At 64.1% G+C, this 17,589-nt stretch carries 13 protein-coding genes and 1 pseudogene; 8 read left to right on the top strand and 6 right to left on the bottom strand.

The genetic code is table 11. The features are described from left to right. Positions 1 to 20 precede the first annotated feature (20 nt). Positions 21 to 1,100 carry a DUF1559 domain-containing protein gene (locus BUS42_RS31780; RefSeq protein WP_074313804.1) on the bottom strand — a complete coding sequence of 360 codons (1,080 nt, stop codon included), beginning with the start codon at positions 1,098 to 1,100 and terminating at the stop codon, positions 21 to 23. Positions 1,101 to 1,993: 893 nt separating this feature from the next. Between BUS42_RS31780 and dcuC the strand changes: the two genes are divergently transcribed. Then, on the top strand, positions 1,994 to 3,307 hold the full coding sequence (dcuC, locus tag BUS42_RS31785) for a C4-dicarboxylate transporter DcuC (RefSeq protein ID WP_074313806.1): 1,314 nt from the start codon (positions 1,994 to 1,996) through the stop codon (positions 3,305 to 3,307). 99 nt (positions 3,308 to 3,406) lie between these two features. Here the strand turns inward: dcuC and BUS42_RS31790 are convergent, their stop codons facing one another. After that, a complete protein-coding gene (locus BUS42_RS31790; protein ID WP_254053918.1) occupies positions 3,407 to 4,537 on the bottom strand; it encodes an FAD:protein FMN transferase in 1,131 nt (376 codons plus the stop codon). A 2-nt stretch (positions 4,538 to 4,539) separates the two neighbouring features. Here BUS42_RS31790 and BUS42_RS31795 point away from each other — a divergent pair, with 2 nt between their 5' ends. The 3 genes from BUS42_RS31795 (at position 4,540) to BUS42_RS31805 (ending at position 7,956) form a co-directional block, all read left to right on the top strand. Continuing rightward, positions 4,540 to 5,592, top strand: a complete 1,053-nt coding sequence (locus BUS42_RS31795) for a formylglycine-generating enzyme family protein (RefSeq protein ID WP_074313808.1) — start codon at positions 4,540 to 4,542, stop codon at positions 5,590 to 5,592. Positions 5,593 to 5,712: 120 nt separating this feature from the next. Further along, on the top strand, positions 5,713 to 7,002 hold the full coding sequence (locus tag BUS42_RS31800) for a Gfo/Idh/MocA family protein (protein WP_074313810.1): 1,290 nt from the start codon (positions 5,713 to 5,715) through the stop codon (positions 7,000 to 7,002). Positions 7,003 to 7,116: 114 nt separating this feature from the next. Next, a complete protein-coding gene (locus BUS42_RS31805; protein WP_074313812.1) occupies positions 7,117 to 7,956 on the top strand; it encodes a ThuA domain-containing protein in 840 nt (279 codons plus the stop codon). A gap of 120 nt (positions 7,957 to 8,076) precedes the next feature. On the opposite strand, the gene BUS42_RS31810 is transcribed toward BUS42_RS31805, so the two are convergent. Beyond that, on the bottom strand, positions 8,077 to 9,063 hold the full coding sequence (locus BUS42_RS31810; protein WP_074313814.1) for a nitrilase family protein: 987 nt from the start codon (positions 9,061 to 9,063) through the stop codon (positions 8,077 to 8,079). A gap of 155 nt (positions 9,064 to 9,218) precedes the next feature. Between BUS42_RS31810 and BUS42_RS31815 the strand changes: the two genes are divergently transcribed. Further along, positions 9,219 to 9,461 (top strand): hypothetical protein, encoded by a 243-nt coding sequence (locus tag BUS42_RS31815; RefSeq protein ID WP_074313816.1) that lies wholly within the window; start codon positions 9,219 to 9,221, stop codon positions 9,459 to 9,461. An 84-nt stretch (positions 9,462 to 9,545) separates the two neighbouring features. Here BUS42_RS31815 and BUS42_RS31820 read toward each other — a convergent pair whose 3' ends face one another. Next, a complete protein-coding gene (locus BUS42_RS31820; protein ID WP_074313818.1) occupies positions 9,546 to 10,295 on the bottom strand; it encodes a hypothetical protein in 750 nt (249 codons plus the stop codon). Positions 10,296 to 10,809: 514 nt separating this feature from the next. Between BUS42_RS31820 and BUS42_RS45600 the strand changes: the two are divergent. Then, a pseudogene (locus BUS42_RS45600) lies at positions 10,810 to 11,205 on the top strand (class I SAM-dependent methyltransferase); the annotation flags it as partial. Positions 11,206 to 11,398: 193 nt separating this feature from the next. Here BUS42_RS45600 and BUS42_RS31830 read toward each other — a convergent pair. Together BUS42_RS31830 and BUS42_RS31835 are read right to left on the bottom strand one after the other, a co-directional pair. Next, positions 11,399 to 12,391 (bottom strand): glycosyltransferase family 2 protein, encoded by a 993-nt coding sequence (locus BUS42_RS31830; protein WP_074313821.1) that lies wholly within the window; start codon positions 12,389 to 12,391, stop codon positions 11,399 to 11,401. Further along, a complete protein-coding gene (locus tag BUS42_RS31835) occupies positions 12,384 to 13,310 on the bottom strand; it encodes a glycosyltransferase family 2 protein (protein WP_074313823.1) in 927 nt (308 codons plus the stop codon). The genes BUS42_RS31830 and BUS42_RS31835 overlap by 8 nt, the downstream gene beginning before the upstream one ends. Positions 13,311 to 13,780: 470 nt before the next feature. Here BUS42_RS31835 and BUS42_RS31840 point away from each other — a divergent pair, with 470 nt between their 5' ends. Together BUS42_RS31840 and BUS42_RS31845 are read left to right on the top strand one after the other, a co-directional pair. Then, positions 13,781 to 15,886, top strand: coding sequence for a hypothetical protein (locus BUS42_RS31840; RefSeq protein ID WP_074313824.1), 2,106 nt, complete (start codon positions 13,781 to 13,783; stop codon positions 15,884 to 15,886). A gap of 607 nt (positions 15,887 to 16,493) precedes the next feature. After that, positions 16,494 to 17,567 (top strand): hypothetical protein, encoded by a 1,074-nt coding sequence (locus tag BUS42_RS31845; protein ID WP_074313826.1) that lies wholly within the window; start codon positions 16,494 to 16,496, stop codon positions 17,565 to 17,567. The last annotated feature ends 22 nt before the right edge of the window (positions 17,568 to 17,589 follow it).

Genomic DNA, 17,589 nt, shown 5'->3' on the forward strand with positions numbered 1-17,589 from the left:
TTGGGTGCGATGCTCCGGAATCAATAAGAGTCGGCCGAGATCACCTCGCCACCGCCCCGGGTTCCGAGCGCGAACCAGGTCCGGTCGGAGATCGAGTCTTTGATGAATTTGACGCTGCCGTCACCGAGGAGCACGTTGACTCCTCCCGAGTGCCAGCTCCGGCTTGCCGTGTTCATGTTGGGGCCGGCGGCCGGGAGTTCGGAGAGGAGGTGGGTGGAGTTGAAAAAGCAGTCGGCGTGGGGGGTATTCGGGGTCTGGAGCATCGAGACCAAGGCGCCTCGGTGGGTCCGGCTCAAGGCCCAGAATTCCGCCGCCTGGTCAAGCTCGTTCAGGCCGGCCGTACGAGCGGCGTCGCAGGCCGCTGTGTAGGCCTTGTTGTTGGCGTAACCGGCCGGGCTCGTCGCCACCTGATCTTGGCCGTTGCCGCTGGGAGCGTTGGACGGCCAGGGGACCTTGGTGAAGAACTCGGTATGGTCCTTACTGCCGAGGATCGAGTTGCCGGTCCGAATTTCCGCGATCACCACCGTGTTGCTCGATCCATCCACGAAGTCCTTGATTCCACGAGAGACTTGCGACGCGAAGGCGCCGATGCCGACGCCCCCCGAGGTGGCGTCCCAGCGGAACTGGGGACCGATACTGGCACCATAATTCGTGGAATTGGGAAAGATCGTCGAGTGTGGACTCGAGGGGCAAATGAATGTGTTGACCCTCGACTTGACGACCGTCGTGTTACCCGATGCGTTGACGTCGCAATTGCCAATGACGCAGCCCACCTGGAAATTGAAGGCGTTGTACAGGTTTTGACCTTCCATCGAGCCGAGGCTGCGGAGCAGCACGCTCGGTCCCCAGTGATCCTGGTAATTATCCAGGGCCCCCACGCCGTTGACGGGGACGGCGAGCGGCGGGAAGACGTCATTGCTCGAGTGATAGTTATGCAAGGCCAGGCCGAGCTGCTTCAGGTTGTTCGTGCACTGGGCGCGGCGGGCCGCTTCGCGTGCTGACTGCACGGCGGGTAAGAGCAAGGCGATCAGCACGGCGATGATCGCGATCACCACCAGGAGCTCGATCAGCGTAAATCCAGGCCGTTGTCGAAAGCGCATGGCTTGAGAATCTCCGGGTTTGGGGACATCCGCCCTCCCGATCAAGATCGCGTGGTGCGGTCCCGACCAAGGGCACGTCGATCACAGGTCGAAGCGCGGACGCGATGGGCGCAGAAGCGTCACGTCCGCAGGCCAATGGAGTCAGAGGCGGTCACCCGCCGGTTACGCGGTTTTTCAGGGACGCACCGTCACCTGGGAGCGTCCGGAACCCCAGCGAAGTCAGGACGTACCGGTCCGCCCCGTGGGGCGGATGCCACTCGTAGCCCACCGAGTCTGCGAAGATGAGCGGGGACTGGGCGGCCATTGGCGGGGGGGAACGCCGGTCGCCTCGATTTCGAGTTGGCTCCCGCCTTCGATCAAGACGGGTACAGGCACTCAGTAAGACAGGTGTTTGAGTGACTACAGCAGAGAATCATTCTCATCAAATGGTTCCTGGCGAGATGAGTGATTTTGACTGACTGCCAAACCGTTTTCAATGACCTCTCGTCACCGTATGTTGCACGATCATCGGTTCCTGAGAGTTTGATGTCAAGACAAAATCTACATTAAGTCGACCGGATTGATAGGAAATCGAAGTCTGGTTGGCTCAAGTGGTTGATTTTTCAGGGTTTAGATTGGGTGGTGTTCGATTTGCCGGGATGGTCTCAGCGACCTCGGAGCTGAGCGCAGTCAAGGAGTCAGAGGATTTCTTGGGCGCAATGCGAGCGAAGACTGCGGGAAATGACAAGACCCGAGGGTGTCGTCGTTTGGGGTTTCGACTTTGAAGGGAGTGAACTGAAAATTGATCGTATCCGAAGTAGGCCGCCGATTCTTGCGAGGATTTTTGCTATCGTGCTCACCTTCCGAAGGTCGCGCGGCCGCCAGCCTCGCCTCGCGCTGGGGGCAAAACACGAATGCAGCTCACGTTGGCAGTTCTGGTCGTGGGGTTGAGTGTCGGGCTGATCGTACGACGCTACGAGATTCGGCTAACGCTCCTCGGCGGCGGATTGGCGCTGGCGATCCTGGCCGGTCGACCACTGGCGGTGCTGGACACGTTCGCACGGTCGATGGTCGCGCCGATGGTCGCGCCGATTTGCGCGGCGATGGGGTTTGCCGCGGTCTTGCGGACGACCGGCTGTGACCGGCAACTGGTCCGTTTGCTCCTGGCTCCCTTGAATCGTCGGCGTTGGGCGATCGTTCCAGGGGGGATTGCGTCGGCCTATCTCGTCAACCTGGCGGTACCGAGCCAATCGAGCGTGGCGGCGATGCTCGGGCCGATCCTCGTCCCGTTGCTGATCGCGGCGAAGCGGAGTCCGGCCGTGGCGGGGGCGGCCCTGGTGCTGGGGGCGTCCTTCGGAGGTGATCTGCTCAATCCGGCCGCGCAGGACGTTCAATCGCTGAGCGGTCTGCTCGGCGTCTCCCCCGGGGCGCTCAGTTCCCGCGTGATTCCCGCGAGCCTGGCCGGCCTGGTCACCGCGATCGTCACCTTCGTTCTCGTGACGGCTCGATCGCCGAGCGGCAGGCACGACGTCCTCGACGAGCAGGACCTCGAACCAGGAGTGGAGGAACGGGTGAATTTCCTCAAGGCGATCGTTCCGCTCGTGCCGGTCAGTCTCTTGCTCTTGGCTCACGGCGGGCTGAAGTCGCTCGGCTGGCTCCTCGAGGTGGAGGGACTGAATGTACGTCCCGACCTGGCCGCGGCGATCCCGGTGGTCCGTGCCCTTTTGATTGGGTTCGCGCTGGCGGCCGCGATCGGCTGGCGGGACCTGCGGCAGGTGGTGCAAAGTTTTTTCGATGGGATGGGGGCCGCCTACCGCGACGTGATCTCGCTGACGATTGTTGCCCAGTGCTTTGGAGCCGGCGTCGTTGCGGTCGGGCTGGGGGAGCTTTTGATCCGCCACCTGGGCGATTCGCGCTGGGGGATGGCTTCGCTGGCCATTGGCCTCCCCTGGAGCCTGGCCACCCTCTCGGGATCGGGAACCGGGCCGGTCCTCGCTTTTGCGCACGCGTGCATCGCCCCGCTGGGCGACCACCCGGGAGTGCCGATGCTGGGCGCTCTGACCTGCCTGGCGGCCGCGTTCGGCCGGACCATGTCCCCGGTGTCGGCGGTCGTTCTCTGTAGCGCCGGGATCGTCGGCGTAACGCCCTCGGAGTTGATTCGTCCCTTGCTGCCGGCCTTGATCGTCGGCGCCATCGTCGCCTTCGCAACCATGCTCTCGCTCGGCTAACGAACTGGTTACGGCGGGATCGAACCGACCAAGCCGGCGTTTCGCCGGCCCGGCCGTGTTTTGGAATGGCCGTGGCCGTCCGCCGACTCAGCCCTCTTTTCAGGGGCGTGAGAGCACCGGCTTTTCGTTCGTCATCGGCTGCGCCGGCCGAATCTGGCCCAATCGCCGCGATTCGATCGTTTCTTCGCCCTTCGGCGAGGACCGGACGATCAAGGCGGCCGCGCCCTCGGTGGATTCGACCAGGGGGAGCCCCCGCGCGGGACCGAGGACGTAAATCGCGGTGTCGAGGCTATCGGCGGTCAGGCCGTCACGCGCGAAAACGGTGACGTTGGAGCGGTTGACGACGCCCAGGCCGGTCCTCGGGTCGACGATGTGGGCGTAGCGCTTGCCGTCGATTTCGACGAATTGCTCGGCATCGCCGGCCGTCGACACGGCCGCGTTGCTCAGGGAAACATAGCGCCTGGGCACGTCTTTGCCCGGATTCAAGGCGGCGACGCCGATGGTCCAGCCGTCGCGGCCGGGGGGAGGATCGCCCACCACGATGTCTCCGGCCCCCGCGACCAGGGCGCGGGTCACGCCCTTCGATTTCAAGACGCGGAGGGCTTCATCGGCGGCGTATCCCTTGGCCAGTCCGCCGAGATCCAGCTTCATTCGAGGCCGGGTGAGCTGGACCGTTTTCGCCCGGGGGTTGAGCCGCAGCTTATCCGAACCGACCAGGGCCAGAGCTTCGGCCAAGCGGTCGGAGTCGGGCATTTTCTGGTCGCGACGCGCTCTGCGCCAGAGTCGGACGACCGGGGCCACGGTGACGTCGAATGCCCCGTCGGATTGCTCGTAGACCGCCTTGGCGCGAGCGAGGACCGTGAAGAGCGGATCGCTGACCGGGACCGGAGGCCCACCGGCCTGCCGGCAGAGCCGCATCAGCTCACTTTCCGGCTGATAATCACTCAAAATCGCGTCGAGAGCGGCGATTCTGGCGAAGGCGGCCTGGGAGGCGCTTCTGGCAGTCGCCTCGTCTTCTGTGTATAAAACAGTATTAAATGAGGTCCCCATGTGGGTTTCGGCGAAGTCGAATCGGGTCAGTTTTGGCGTTGACTTGTCCTCGGCACTGGCCCCGGCCGTTGTGAGCACGAGCAGAAACCCAAGGCCCAGTTGGGCGATCATTGTCGAAACCCCCAGCGACCCGGTTTTGAGGGCGCCGACCGCCCCCGACCCTTCCGTGGAGAATACCACAAGTGCGCTTGTTTTCGCTGCCTGGTTTGTCGGTTGCCGTGGCCCTCGCTCTCGCCGGTTTTGCCGGGTCCACCGTGAGCCTGGCCCAGGAAGAGAAGGACGCTTCACGCCCGGAAGACATGAAGCCATATGTCGAAAAAATTCCGGGAACCGACCAGAAATTTGAGATGGTCCCGATCCCGGGTGGGACGTTCGTGATGGGGAGCCCGGCCACCGAGGAGAAGCGCTCCGAGGACGAAGGGGCGCAACACGAAGTGGCGATCGCCCCCTTCTGGATGGGCAAGAAGGAAGTCACCTGGGATGAGTACGACGAATTCGCGTTCGCGTTTGACCTGAAGCGCAAGCAACGGGAAGGCGTCGATACCGCCAAGCAGTCGGAGAGCGAGAAAGCGGCCGACGCGATCACCCGGCCGACTCCCCCCTACGCCGACGAGACCTTCGGACTCGGCCGGAAGGGCCAGCCGGTGATCTGCATCACCCACCACTCGGCCATGGAATATTGCCGCTGGCTTTCGACCAAGACGGGCAAGCTCTATCGTCTACCCACCGAAGCGGAATGGGAGTACGCCTGCCGCGCGGGCACGAAGACCGCCTACTCGTTCGGTGACGATCCGAGCAAGCTCGAGGAGTATGCCTGGAACGTCGACAATGCCGAGAAGCCCCAGCCGGTCGGCAAGAAGAAGCCGAACCCTTGGGGCCTGTATGACATGCATGGCAACGTCTCGGAGTGGTGTCTGGACCACTACGTTCCGGACCTCTACAGTACTCTGGCGAAGGGTCCGCTCGCAAAAGGGCCGGTCGTGCTCCCCACCGCCCAGGAATACTCGTATGTGGCCCGCGGCGGGTCGTGGGACGACGATGCCGATCGGCTTCGGAGCGCGGCACGCCTGGCCTCGAACCTCGAGTGGAGCGTGCAGGATCCGCAGCGGCCTCAGAGCATCTGGTGGCACACCGACGCCACCTTCGTCGGTTTCCGGGTCGTTCGCGCCCTCAATGAGCAAGAAGACCTCCGAGGTGTGAAGTCACTTGTGGTCAAGAAGAAGGGAACGAAGTAATTCCTCCCTTCATTTTGTGAGAACGATCGGCGCCGGGCTCGCTCGCTTCGATTCCGGCGCCGATCTCTAGGGACTCTTGATACCCGTTCTTGAACGCCCTCAGCCAAGGGAGAACGCACTATGACCGAGCCCAACGGCTCCAATCGCCGCGATTTCCTCAAGACCTCGACGCTCGCCGTCGGAGGTGCCGTCGCCACGCAGATCGGGCTGAGCTCGACGGCCCACGCCGCGGGTTCGGACGTGATCAAGGTCGGTCTGATCGGCTGCGGAGGCCGGGGCACCGGCGCGGCCGAGCAGATTTGCATTGCGTCGCAGCCTGACAAGAACGTCAAGCTCTACGCGATGGGCGACCTGTTCCTCGATCACCTCGAGACGGCCCGCAAGCGGCTCACGGGGGCTGTGGGCGATCAGGTCGACGTGACCAAGGAGCGTTGCTTCACCGGTTTCGATGCCTTCCAGAAGGTCATCGACTCCGGCGTCGACCTGGTGATCCTGGCCTCGCCGCCCGGGTTTCGGCCGATGATGATCGAGGCGGCCGTCAAGGCGGGCAAGAACATCTTCACCGAGAAGCCGGTGGCCGTGGACGGGCCGGGCATCCGCAAGGTTCTCGCCGCGGCCGAAGAGGCGAAGAAGAAAGGGCTGGCCGTCGTGGCCGGGACCCAGCGTCGGCACCAGGCCGGCTACGTCGAGTGTATGAAGCGGATCCACGACGGCGCCCTCGGTGAGCTCACCGGCGGGCAATGTTACTGGAACCAGGGCGGGCTCTGGATGAAGCCCCGCGAAACGAGCTGGAGCGACATGGAGTGGCAGGTCCGTAACTGGCTCTACTTCACCTGGCTCTCGGGCGACCACATCGTCGAGCAACACGTCCACAACCTCGACGTGATCAACTGGGCCTTCGGGACTCACCCGGTTCGCGCCGTCGGGATGGGGGGCCGCCAGGTCCGCACCTCGCCCGACTACGGCCACATCTTCGACCACTTCGCGACCGACCTGGAGTATCCCGGCGGCGTCCACGTCATGAGCATGGCCCGGCAGATCGAGGGTTGCGAGAAGAACATCTCGGAAACCGTCGTCGGCACCGCCGGCAAGTGGTCGAGCGCGGGCAGCCGGCTCCAGTTCACGGGCAAGGACAAGTATCGGTTCAACGAGAAGTCCACCGATCCTTACGTCCAGGAGCACATCGACCTGCTCGCCAGCATCCGCGCCGGCAAGCCGCTCAACGAGCTCAAGACGGTGGCTGAGAGCACCTTGACCGCGATCATGAGCCGGATGTCGGCCTACACCGGCGAAGCCGTGACCTGGGAACAGGCGCTCAACTCGAAGGAAGACCTGCTGCCCGCGAATCTCGTCATGGGCAACCTGCCCGTGCCGCCGGTGGCCATCCCCGGCCAGACCAAGTTCATCTAATCTTCGGTCCCAACCGATTGAGGCACCTCCCCTCCTTGGCGAGGGGAGGTGCCTTTCGCATATTCCCACCTCACACCCTCACTCAATCATAAAATGACGAAAAAGGACTGACCTATGAAGAGGCTGTTCGGTTGGTTCGCGCTCTGCGGCCTGGCGCTGGTTGCCGCCACGTCGAACGCAGAAGCCGCGGATACCAAGATCGTCTTGATCGCGGGCACTCCGAGCCATCCCGCCGGAGCGCACGAGTTCAACGCGGGGACGAAGCTGCTCGTCAAGTGTCTCAAGGAGGTCCCCGGGATCGACCCGGTCTTCGTCGAGGGGGGCTGGCCGAAGGACGAGAGCGTCTTCCAGGGCGCCAAGTCGGTCGTCTTCTTCATGGACGGTGGCGGCCGGCACCCGATGATCCAGGGAGAGCGCCTGGAAACGATGCGCAAGCTGATGGATCAAGGGGTCGGCCTCGTCTGTCTCCACTACGCGGTCGAGTTCCCCAAAGGCAAGGTCGGCGACCAGATTCTCGACTGGCTCGGCGGCTACTACGAGACCGCCTACTCCGACAACCCCCACAATCATGCCCAAATCATCCCCAAGAGTGATCATCCGATTACGCGAGGCGTCAAGCCGTTTCGCGTCAACGATGAGTGGTACTTCAAGATTCGGTTCCGCCCCGAAGACGCCCGAGTCACGCCCATCCTGACCGCCGAGGAACTCGTCGGCCACGATAAGAAAACGTATCGGGACCAGGTGGTCGCCTGGGCGACCGAGCGACAAGGCGGCGGCCGAGCATTCGGGTTCACCGGCGGTCATTTTCACACCAACTGGGGCGACGAAAATTTCCGCACCCTCGTGCTGAACTCGATCCTTTGGAGCGCCAAGCTCGAGGTCCCCTCCGAAGGGATCAAGTGCCCGGTCTCGGTCGAGGAACTCGCGAAGAACCTCGATCCCAAGGGTAAGTGATCGACATTTTTAAGCGTTGATGTGTTGCTGTGTTGTCCCGTAGGGTGGGCATGGCCTACCTCCTCAAGAGCCTGGTGGGCCGTGTCCACCCTACGGGAGCAAGGACAGGGTGGTGCCTCTTTATGAGCGATCGGCCGGCGGGTTCTGTTCGTGCGCCATGGCCCAGCCCGGCTTGGTGATCGGCTCCTGGCCGGCAGGAGGGGGCTCGACGAGCTTGTCGTAAAGCTCAGGGCGGCGGGCGCGAAGATAACGGCGGCCGGAGGCCTGTTCGAGCTTGTCGGCCGTCAGGAGCGCGACGACCACGTCATCCTCGAGTGCCGCGCTTTCCGCAAGCACTTCTCCGAACGGGTCGAGGATCATGGCGAGTCCCGGCTTGATCGTGTCGTCGTCGCGCCCGATCGGGTTGCTGAACACGGCATAGATCCCGTTCTCCCAGGCCCGCGCCGGCAGCCAGCGCATCAGCCAGCCTCGTCCTTTCGGACCTTGAAACTCCTGGCGGAGCCGGACCGGATCGCGGTGCCGCTCGTCCCAGAGCCGGCGATCGACGGTCCCCCGCCCCGGCATCACCGAGGGCAGGCACCCGGTGACGTGCGGCATGAAGATCACCTCCGCGCCCAACAGGGTCGTGATCCGCACGTTTTCCGGCAAATTGTTGTCGTAGCAGGTCAGGAACCCGACCTGGATCCCCAGGATCTCGACCACGGTGTAGCGATCACCGGGCGACAGGTGCGGATTGACGAATGTGTGCAGCTTGCGATGCTTGGCGAGAAATCCGTCGGGACTCACGGCGACATAGCAATTATAGAGATGCCCCTGTTCGTCCTTTTCGATCAGGCCCGCCATCACGACCACGCCCGCTTCCCGCGCGATCTCGGTCAAGGCCCGGACCGATGGGCCGTCGGGGACGGACTCCGCGACCGCCGTGAGCTGGTCCCGGTCGAGATGTTGCAGGAAGGTGTAGGCGGTGATCGAACACTCGTGAAAGCTGACGATCTCGGCCCCCTGCTCTACCGCGACTCGGGTCAAGTCGCGGATTCGCGCGAGGTTGTACGGCTTGTCGTTGTCGTGGTGCTCAAACTGGACGGTTGCGACACGGATATCTCGCATCAAAGACGCCTTTCTCAATTCTGTCGTGACATCGCTTCGAGGATCGCCGATGATATCGTAACAAGGGTCGGCTAAGCCGCCAGACAACCTCCGGCAACGCGCCGTTCAGAGCCGGCGGGGCGGCCTGGTCGTGAGATCCTGGAGGAGGGACGACGATGAGCGAGCCGGAACGCGAAGCCTCGGTGGAAGAGCAGGCTGAACGATTGGTGAGCGCCTTGGGCCGCCAGACGCTCGGTCGCGAGATGACGGCCGGCGAGTCGGCCGCGATGGCCACCATCCTCAAGGCGGCCGTCCAGGCACTGAAGCATGGGTTCATCCAGCGGCTCGCCGAGCAGGTCACGGCCGAGCGCGAAACCGAGACCGTCGAAGAGTTCTTCGAGAACATCAAGCCCGACTAGTCAGGATCGCCCTCGGAATTTCGCTCGCCGTTTGCGCTTGAGGCGAGCGAATTTTCTGAGGCGGGTGAGGTTTGGCGTCAGGTTTCAGAAGTCGGAATAAGGAGGGGCCGGCTTGCTGTCGAAGGCAACGCCCTTGGCGAGGAAAAAATCGCGGTAGAGGATCGCGATCGAGAGCACGTAGATCGGGCCCGTGAGCAGGATCCCGATGCAGAAGAAGCAGGTGCCGATGCCGCTGAGGAACGACGTGACGGCATGAAACAGGGTGGCCAGGAGCCATTGCGACTTGAGTGCGTTCCAGCTCCGCTGGATCGCCGCGATCGCCGTCAATCGCCCGTCGACGATCAACGGGATGGTGAACATGAAGAGGCCGTGGAGGATGAGCCCCGGGATCACGAAGCAGACGAAGCTCACGAGCGCCACGATGACTGCGCAGAGGATCGCGCCCATTGCGAGTTCGTTGAGGACGTCGACCACGGAGAACAGGTCGCTGACCTGAATTCGCATGCCCCGGATTTGACGGCAGGCCATCCGGAACATCCCGCCCACGAAGAACCCGTTGATGAGCGCGGCGAGAACGACCTGGACGGCCATCTCCTCGCGAGGCATCGGCCATCGGAAGCCGACCAAGCCACCGTTATGGCCCAGATGAAACAGCGAGTCGGCGAGTTTCGAGACGAGCGAATTTCCCGCGAGCACAACCAACATCGTCAGAGCCCAGGTGAACCATTCCGCCTGGACCAGGGTCCAGGCCTCGCCGATTGCGGAGAAGCGAACGACCGGCTGTCGATAATCCCGCGCGTTCGCGGCGTCGAACTGGGGGTCGCCTACACCCATGAGTGGGGTCGCTCCTGATCGTTTTTCGTTTCTTGGGGATTGCCCGCGCAATAACCACCACGGGGTACTATTCGCTGGTCCGCGCCGACTATTCTCGGGTTCCCCCGATTGAGGCTCAAGGATACCATTCGCCGCTCGCCCGTCGAACCAAGTTTGCGGCCCGATCGATCGGAGGCTGCCCGTGGACGGAACCGACCCAATTGTCTGCCCACGCTGTCAGGGCAGTCTGCACGAACAGGTTGACCGGTGGTCGTGCCGGGGTTGTGGGGCGTCCTACCGTGGGTTACGGGGGATCCCCGACCTGCGGACCGGTGACGACCTGTTCTTGGCCAATCGCGCCGACTGGGACTTTGCGCTGCGGCTGAACGATGACTACGACCGGCTCGACTTCCGCGGCCTGCTCGAGCGCTACTTCGACCTCTCTCCCGAAATTCCCAGCGACCTGCGGCGCCGGCAGATCGCCCACATCCTGACCGGCCCCGACCGGTTCTCGGAGCACCTCGATTGCTCGGTCATGCTCCGTTGCTTGATCTCGTGGGACCGGGTGCTCGACCTCGGCTGCGGGACCGGATCGGTCCTGCTCGCGCTGGCGAGTCGCCCCGCCGACCTGGATGGGTACGAGGACCAGCGGCCCCTGTATGGGGTCGATATCGCGATGCGCTGGCTCTTGGTCGCCCGGAAACGACTCGACGAGGCGGGGCACTCCGACGTCCGCCTGGTCTGTGGCTGCGCAGAGGCCCAACCGTTCGGCTCCCAGAGCTTCGGCGGCCTGATCGGCGGCGACGTCATCGAACACGTCGGCGATCAAGCGCGTACGCTCGCGGAGGCGCATCGGATCCTCAAGCCGTGGGGTCGGCTCTACCTGGCGACGCCAAATCGGTTCAGCCTTGCTCCCGAGCCGCACGTTCAGGTCTGGGGAGTCGGGTTCCTGCCGCGGCGCTGGATGTCCGCTTACGTCTTCTGGAAGCGACAGGTTGACTTTCGGGCGATTCGTACGCTGAGTTACGTTGAGTGGAAGCGGCTGCTTCGTCGGAGCCCGTTCGAAGGCGGGATTGTCTCGGCCCCGGGGCTGAGCGAGAACGAACTGGCCGAGTTCGCTCCGTTCAAACGCGCTCTCGCTCGGCTCTATAATCGCGCGGTGGCCGGTTATGGTCGGTGGCTGGCGCTGGCGTTCGGTCCGCTCTATCACATCCATTGTCGACGGAGCGGCGCGATCGTCTCGGCCCCCACGTCCAGCCCAGCGCCTCACCCACACTCCAGGCCGTCAACAACCCGAGTGTGACCGGCAGGCTGAGGAGAAAGAAGCGACGATGGCGCCGTCGTGAGACGACGGCGGCCGCGAGCCGTGCGAACTGGACCGACAAGATCGCTGGGGCCGCGACCAGGGCGGCCGAGTTCACGAGTCGCGAGTGCCAACCGGCACGGAGTCGGCCGAATTCGATGCCGAACCGGAGCCGATCACCGAATGCCTCGCGCCAGGAATAACGGCGGACGTGGCGGGCGATAGCCTCTCGGACTTCGACGACGGTCGCCCCGCGTTGGCGCAGTTCTCGGTGCACCTCGTTCTCTTGAATCTCGGCCCGCGCGAGCGCGGCCAGGTCGATGCTCGTGCCCGTCAAACGGACGGCGAAGTTGTTCCCCGCCAGTCGGTCCGGCGGTCCGGCCTGACCGGTCTGCCGGGGAAGGAAGGAGGCGTATTCCGTGAAGAAGACGGCCCAGTCGACGGCCGCCGTTCCCATCGCCGGCTCGACTGGACCGGAGGCACCTGTGACTGCCTGATCCTCGAACGCCCTGATCCAGCAGGCCATCCAATTTGGATCAAACCGGCAAGAGTCTTCGGTGAAGACGGCGATCGATCCTCGGGCCTGGTCGAGCCCGAGCCGACGCAGCCTCGGCACGCCGCTGCCAGCCGCGGCGGCGATCCAATGGACGCCCTCGACGGATTCGGGCGGCGCGATCTGGTCGCCGGCCGCCGCCACGATGATCTCGGCCCGGTCGATGGCGTCCTGGTTCCGGAGCGAGGCGACGGTTCGCGCGACGGCTGGCCACGAATCGCTGGCGGCGACGATCACTGTCAGGACGGGTCGCTTACTCAACCTGGTTCAGGCTCGAGCCTGGCCCGAAGAGGTAGCCCACCATTTCGCCCACCGCGCCCACGGACAGGAACAGCGCGACCAGCGGGCTCGCCGCGAGAAACCAACCGAGGTTCCGCTGCTTGGTCAGGACCGTTTTCGTGACCCGGGCCATCAGCAAGGCCGGCAAGGCGAGGGAACCGAACCCGTAGACCAGGCGTTTGAGCACCGACTGGTCGACCCGGCGCATCCCTGCGTACGACCGTGCGAAGTGGAACCGCTGCACGACGAAATAGCCGAGCCGAAACGGCTTGATATGATGAACCACCGCGGCGTTGGTCGAGGCGAGCCGGACCCCGTCCGCGCGGAGGCTATCATTGATCCAGGATTCCCACTTCCCCTCTGCCAGGACCTTGGCGTGGCGCATCAGGTGGGGGCGTTTGTAGGCGATGTTGTTGCCGGGGAGGTCGGTCGCTTCCCCTTCGACGACCGGCTTCATGTAGGGCGTGTATTCGCAGAAGAAGACGGCCCAGTTGACCAGGCCCCGCTTGCCGTTCTCGACAGCGCCCCCCACCGCGGCCCAAGGCCCTTCGTGAGCCTCGAGCAGCGAGGCCGCCCAGCCCGAGGCGACCTGGCCGTGGTCTTCGAGGATCGCGACGATCTTGCCCCGGGCCCGGCAGACGCCGAGGTGCCGCAAGTTGGGGATCGGCATCCGCTCGGCCTCGATCACGACCACCTCAGGCCGATGGGCCCGAAGCCGCTCGCGAACCGCCCCGCCGATCGCCTCCACAACGATCACTTCCATGCAGGCCCGCTCCGGCTGGGCGTCGAGCGCCTGCAGCGTGGGTTCGAGGACCTCCCAGCCATTGACCGATGCGACGACCACGGACAGGTTGGGCTCACCGACTTGGGACGTCGGTTCAGATGTGGCAAGCACGGGCATCGGGCCTCCTTACCCTGATGGTCGTTGTCGGGGCGTCGCGCTCCTCCCTCTGGGGCCGAGCCGCGCCGGCATCCTATCTCTAAAGCGCGGGACCGGCAATCGGAAGTCTCTGAAGCTCTGCGAGCCTCCCGAGCCGTCGTTTTGCGAGCGGTTTCCGCCTCTAATGATGCTCCCTTTGAGGAGTCCGCGGGCGACTCTTTCTGCTTGTTTCGGCAGTTTGGCGGAATTTTGGCGATCCGGTGGATTTGCTGGGTTGGCATGAACTCTGCGAGTCAGAATGGCTTCAGTCAAGCCGGTGCGACCTCGAGCCTCGGACAGAATTGGTGATTTCGGAGAATCCGGCAAAATCGACTCATGCTGGCGGTTTGGGGGAGAATTGAGTGGATTTGAGCCGTAGTTCTTTGCGATAGCATACGATACCAGGTGGTTCAAACCCACCTCTCGAAATCAGCATCAACTGGGAGGAGCGCATGCGACGTCTCGGCGTGGGCAGATGGATCTTGGCGATGGGAATGATGGGGGGCAGCCTGGGAGCGGCTCCCGCCGCGCCGAGTTATTATGCGGTCGATCAGAAGATTGGAACGATCCGCGAGGCGTGGACGAAGCCCGGAGCCGTGGCTCAACCGAACGCTCAGGGGTGGAACGCCTTTTTCGATGCGCTCCTCGGTGAGTTGAAGAACTACTCGGTGTTACCGTCCGAGAACGATCGGCTGGCCTCATTGAACAGCGTCTATCAGATCTCGGTGGCGCTGAAGGGAACGACCTGGCCGCCGGCCGCCGAGCTTCGCGAGGAGCTTCGCGCCTGGCTCCGGCCGCGCGTACGGCTGGCCTGGGCCGAACGCAAGCTGGTGGACCGCGTCAAGGGCCTTCCCCAAGTCCCCGATGCCGGCGTCCAGCAGAACCGCGAGCGCTGGGTGAAGTTCGTCGGGAACGACCTGGGCGATGCCCTCCGTCAGTACGAAGGGGCGATCACCGTTTCTCAGCGTCAACTGGCCCTCAAGCACCTGTACACGGCGCTCAATTCCCTGCAAGCGAACAACGCGTCTCGCCCCTGGGTTCCTTCGGTGGAGTTGCAGGCGGCGTTGAACGACCTTTACAACGTCCCCAACCTCGACCTTTCCGCCGACGCCTCGACGGTGGCCCCTGCCCTCTCGGCGGATGTTGTAGAGTCGGGTCCGATCTATCGTAAAGGCTATGTCACGCAGGTCACCGCCGGCCAGAAAACGGGGTTCGGCCTGTTGTCGAGCGACGAGGGGATCGCGTTCTACAACAGCCAGCTTGCCACCAGCGTGACTCCGATCACGGATTTTCAGAACCAGGTCCAGCAGGACCGCAGGGGCCGGCGGGCCGCCAATCTCTATTACTTCACCGCCACCTCCGTGGATAACTCCCAGATCACGGTGACGGCGGTGCTGACTCCGAACGGGCTTCGGCTCGGGCCGGAATATCAGCACAACGTCAGCGCTCTGTTTTCCTCGTTCAAGCAGCAGGGCAAAGGCCTCGGACGCTTCGTTGCCTCGCTCCTCGGGTTCAATCAGGCGAAGATTCAACAGCAGGTCGCTCAGGGAGCGATCGGCAAAATCGCCGAGAACGTGGCAAGGGAAGCCGCGGAGCTGGGGGGCGAGAGGACCGCGCAGGCCGAGGCGCAGAAGAACGCGCAGCTCGCCCAATACTTGCTGTTCGGCCGGAATGCCGCCGCCTTGCGGAACCTCTTGATCACGGGCCTGACCCTCCGTTCCCGACCGGAGAACGTGTTGCTTGGTGGTAGGCTCCAGTGGCTCAATGCGAGTGACCAGGTCGGCGGCGATGCGCCGCAGCCGGCCAAATTCGCCACGCCTGACGCGGGGGTCTCGGCCGACCTCCATCTGGGCTCGATCCTCACCAGCCTGAGCCGGGGATATCTTCAGAGCGAGCCCGCCCGGTCCGTCAACAACCTGATGATTATCACCAAGAAGCCGGTCCCCAACGCTCCCCCGGCGGAAGGGGTCGTGGTCAAGCGTGACTCCGACTTCGCCACTTACCTGAAGGCGGTCAACGACGCCCGAGCGGCGGCGGACCCCAATGTGATGGCGATCCGGGTGAAGAAGCCGACCACGCCCCCTGACTTCGCCGCGGACGCGCGCGGCTACCTGGTGGCCCTGGTTCACGACTTTCAGATCGAGGTCCCGGTCCCTCCCGAGATGACCAAGGGGGGGCTCTTCGGGCCGCCGGCCCAGGTTTATCGGATCACCTCTCCCCAGGCGGAGTTCGTGATCTCGTTCCAGGTGACACCGGAATCCCAGACCTCGCCGGTCCGGCTTGCCGGGAAGATCGAAGGATTCGACCCGGGACCGGGCGCGAGGATCCTCACCATCAATGACGATGAGGCCAAGGCCACCGCGCTCAGCCCCCTCGCCTCCGTTGCGGTCATGTCTGGCGTTCGCAACAAACTCCAGGGTCGGCCGATCGACGTTCCCCTGAGCAATTTGAAGCTGCAAGGGTTCGCGATTCGCGAGGTCAGCCCGCTCGAACCGTCGGGTTGGATCCGGGTGAACCTGATCCGGACCTCGGCGAGCCCCGCGGCGGGCGTTCGATAACCCGTAAGCCTTGCAACAGCGCTGGAACCCGCGATCGACGGCCCTCCCAGTTGAAAACAATGGCCCGAGAAACGGCACGAAGACCGCGGTTTCTTGAAGGCGGTGTCGGTCGTATTCGGAAAAAGATTTGAATCGATTGGTGTTACGCAAGAATCGGTCTGTCAACCCCTTGCGGCATCTCGGTTTTCGTCTGGTTTCTCGCCGTTTCCCGGGTCATTGATTGATTCTCATGCTTCGTGACTCATCGCTACGACCAAACACTCGGCTCAGAACATGTGAGGGCCTGGGAAGTTAGCCCACCTTTGCCAGCCCTGACGGGGCGACCGTTCGTAGGCCAGGAGACGAGTCCTGGGGGGGGCGTCCCCGAAGTCGGTTGCGACCGTACAAATCCTGCCGCCGCGGCTGGCCCGCCCAGCCGCGGCGGCGGGATTTGCGTGAAATGATTAGGATGCATTGGATCTCTTGAATTCCAAGGGCTTGCGCCCTCTGGCGATCAACGGTCGCCCCTCAGTTGGAACGCGGGAAGTTACCGCCACACGCCCATAGCCACCCGACGGTAGATCGCAGTAACATGGGGTTTTCCATCGCTCCATTGCGAGAGACCTCCGTGTTTCGTGTCGTGCTCCTCCTGGCCGTCTCCATCCCCCTCACGGCAATCGTCGCGCGGAGCGACGCCGGGGCGGCCGAGCCGCAAGCCGCGGTACGAGGCGTCCTCGTCCGGCCGGGGCGGGTTACGCCCGAATTCCTCGCGGCGTGGAAGGCCAAGGGGGCGTCGGCTGTCGTGGTGCCGCTCGACGAGGTGACGAAACAACGCTGGGAGACAATCGCCAAGTCGGTCGAACGGGCGGGGATGACGCTCTGGCCCTGGGTCGAGGTGGCCCGCAACCCGGCAATGGCCGACGCCCACCCCGACTGGATGGCCGCTCCCGGCGGCCATCATGACGACTGGCGGCGACGATTCCCAACTGCCCCGACAGCAAAGCCTGGCGAAGTCATCAAGGCGTGGCCTTGGGTCCCCATCGGCTATGCCCCGGCCTTTGACGCCCACCGTGAGCGGCTGAGAGCACTGCTCGGTGACCTGCCCGGTGCGTGGTCCGGGGCGTTCTTGAACGACCTCCAGGCCGGCCCCTCGTCGTGCGGTTGCGGCAACGACCAATGCCGCTGGGCCCTCGATTACGGTACGCCCTCAACGGCGGCAAAGACGCCGGGGGACGACGCCGCGGCAAGAGTCGTCGCCGAAGTCGTCGGACGCCATCCCGGCAAGACGATTGTCCCCGTCTGGGTTACGGAATGCGAAACGGCGGACCTGGCCAATGCCAAGGGCGGGACCGGGCTCTGTGGCGGGGTCCCCTGCGCGAAGGGCGATTGCTGGCCTCGTTACGTCCGCAACTGGAATCCGCTCGTGAAGGCGACGGGCGGCCCCATCGCCCTCGGCCTCTGGCCAGAGGTCTTTCGGCGGGATCCCGCGCACTGGATCGAGACCGACCTCATCCTGTTCCAACAGCCTCCGCGGGGAGGAACCGCGCTGGGGCCGGAAAGAACCATCGCCGTCATTCAAGCTTGGGGCAAGCCGGAAGCAACCGTGGATGCCATCCTCGAGCGGGTGAACCGCTCGGGGTGGGTCCTGGCCCTTGATCCAATCGAGCAGTCGTGGGAGCCGCGCGCGGTCCCCGTCCCGTAAGAGGAACGTGCCGCTCCCACTG

The sequence above is a fragment of the Singulisphaera sp. GP187 genome (assembly GCF_900129635.1).
Taxonomy (GTDB): domain Bacteria; phylum Planctomycetota; class Planctomycetia; order Isosphaerales; family Isosphaeraceae; genus Singulisphaera.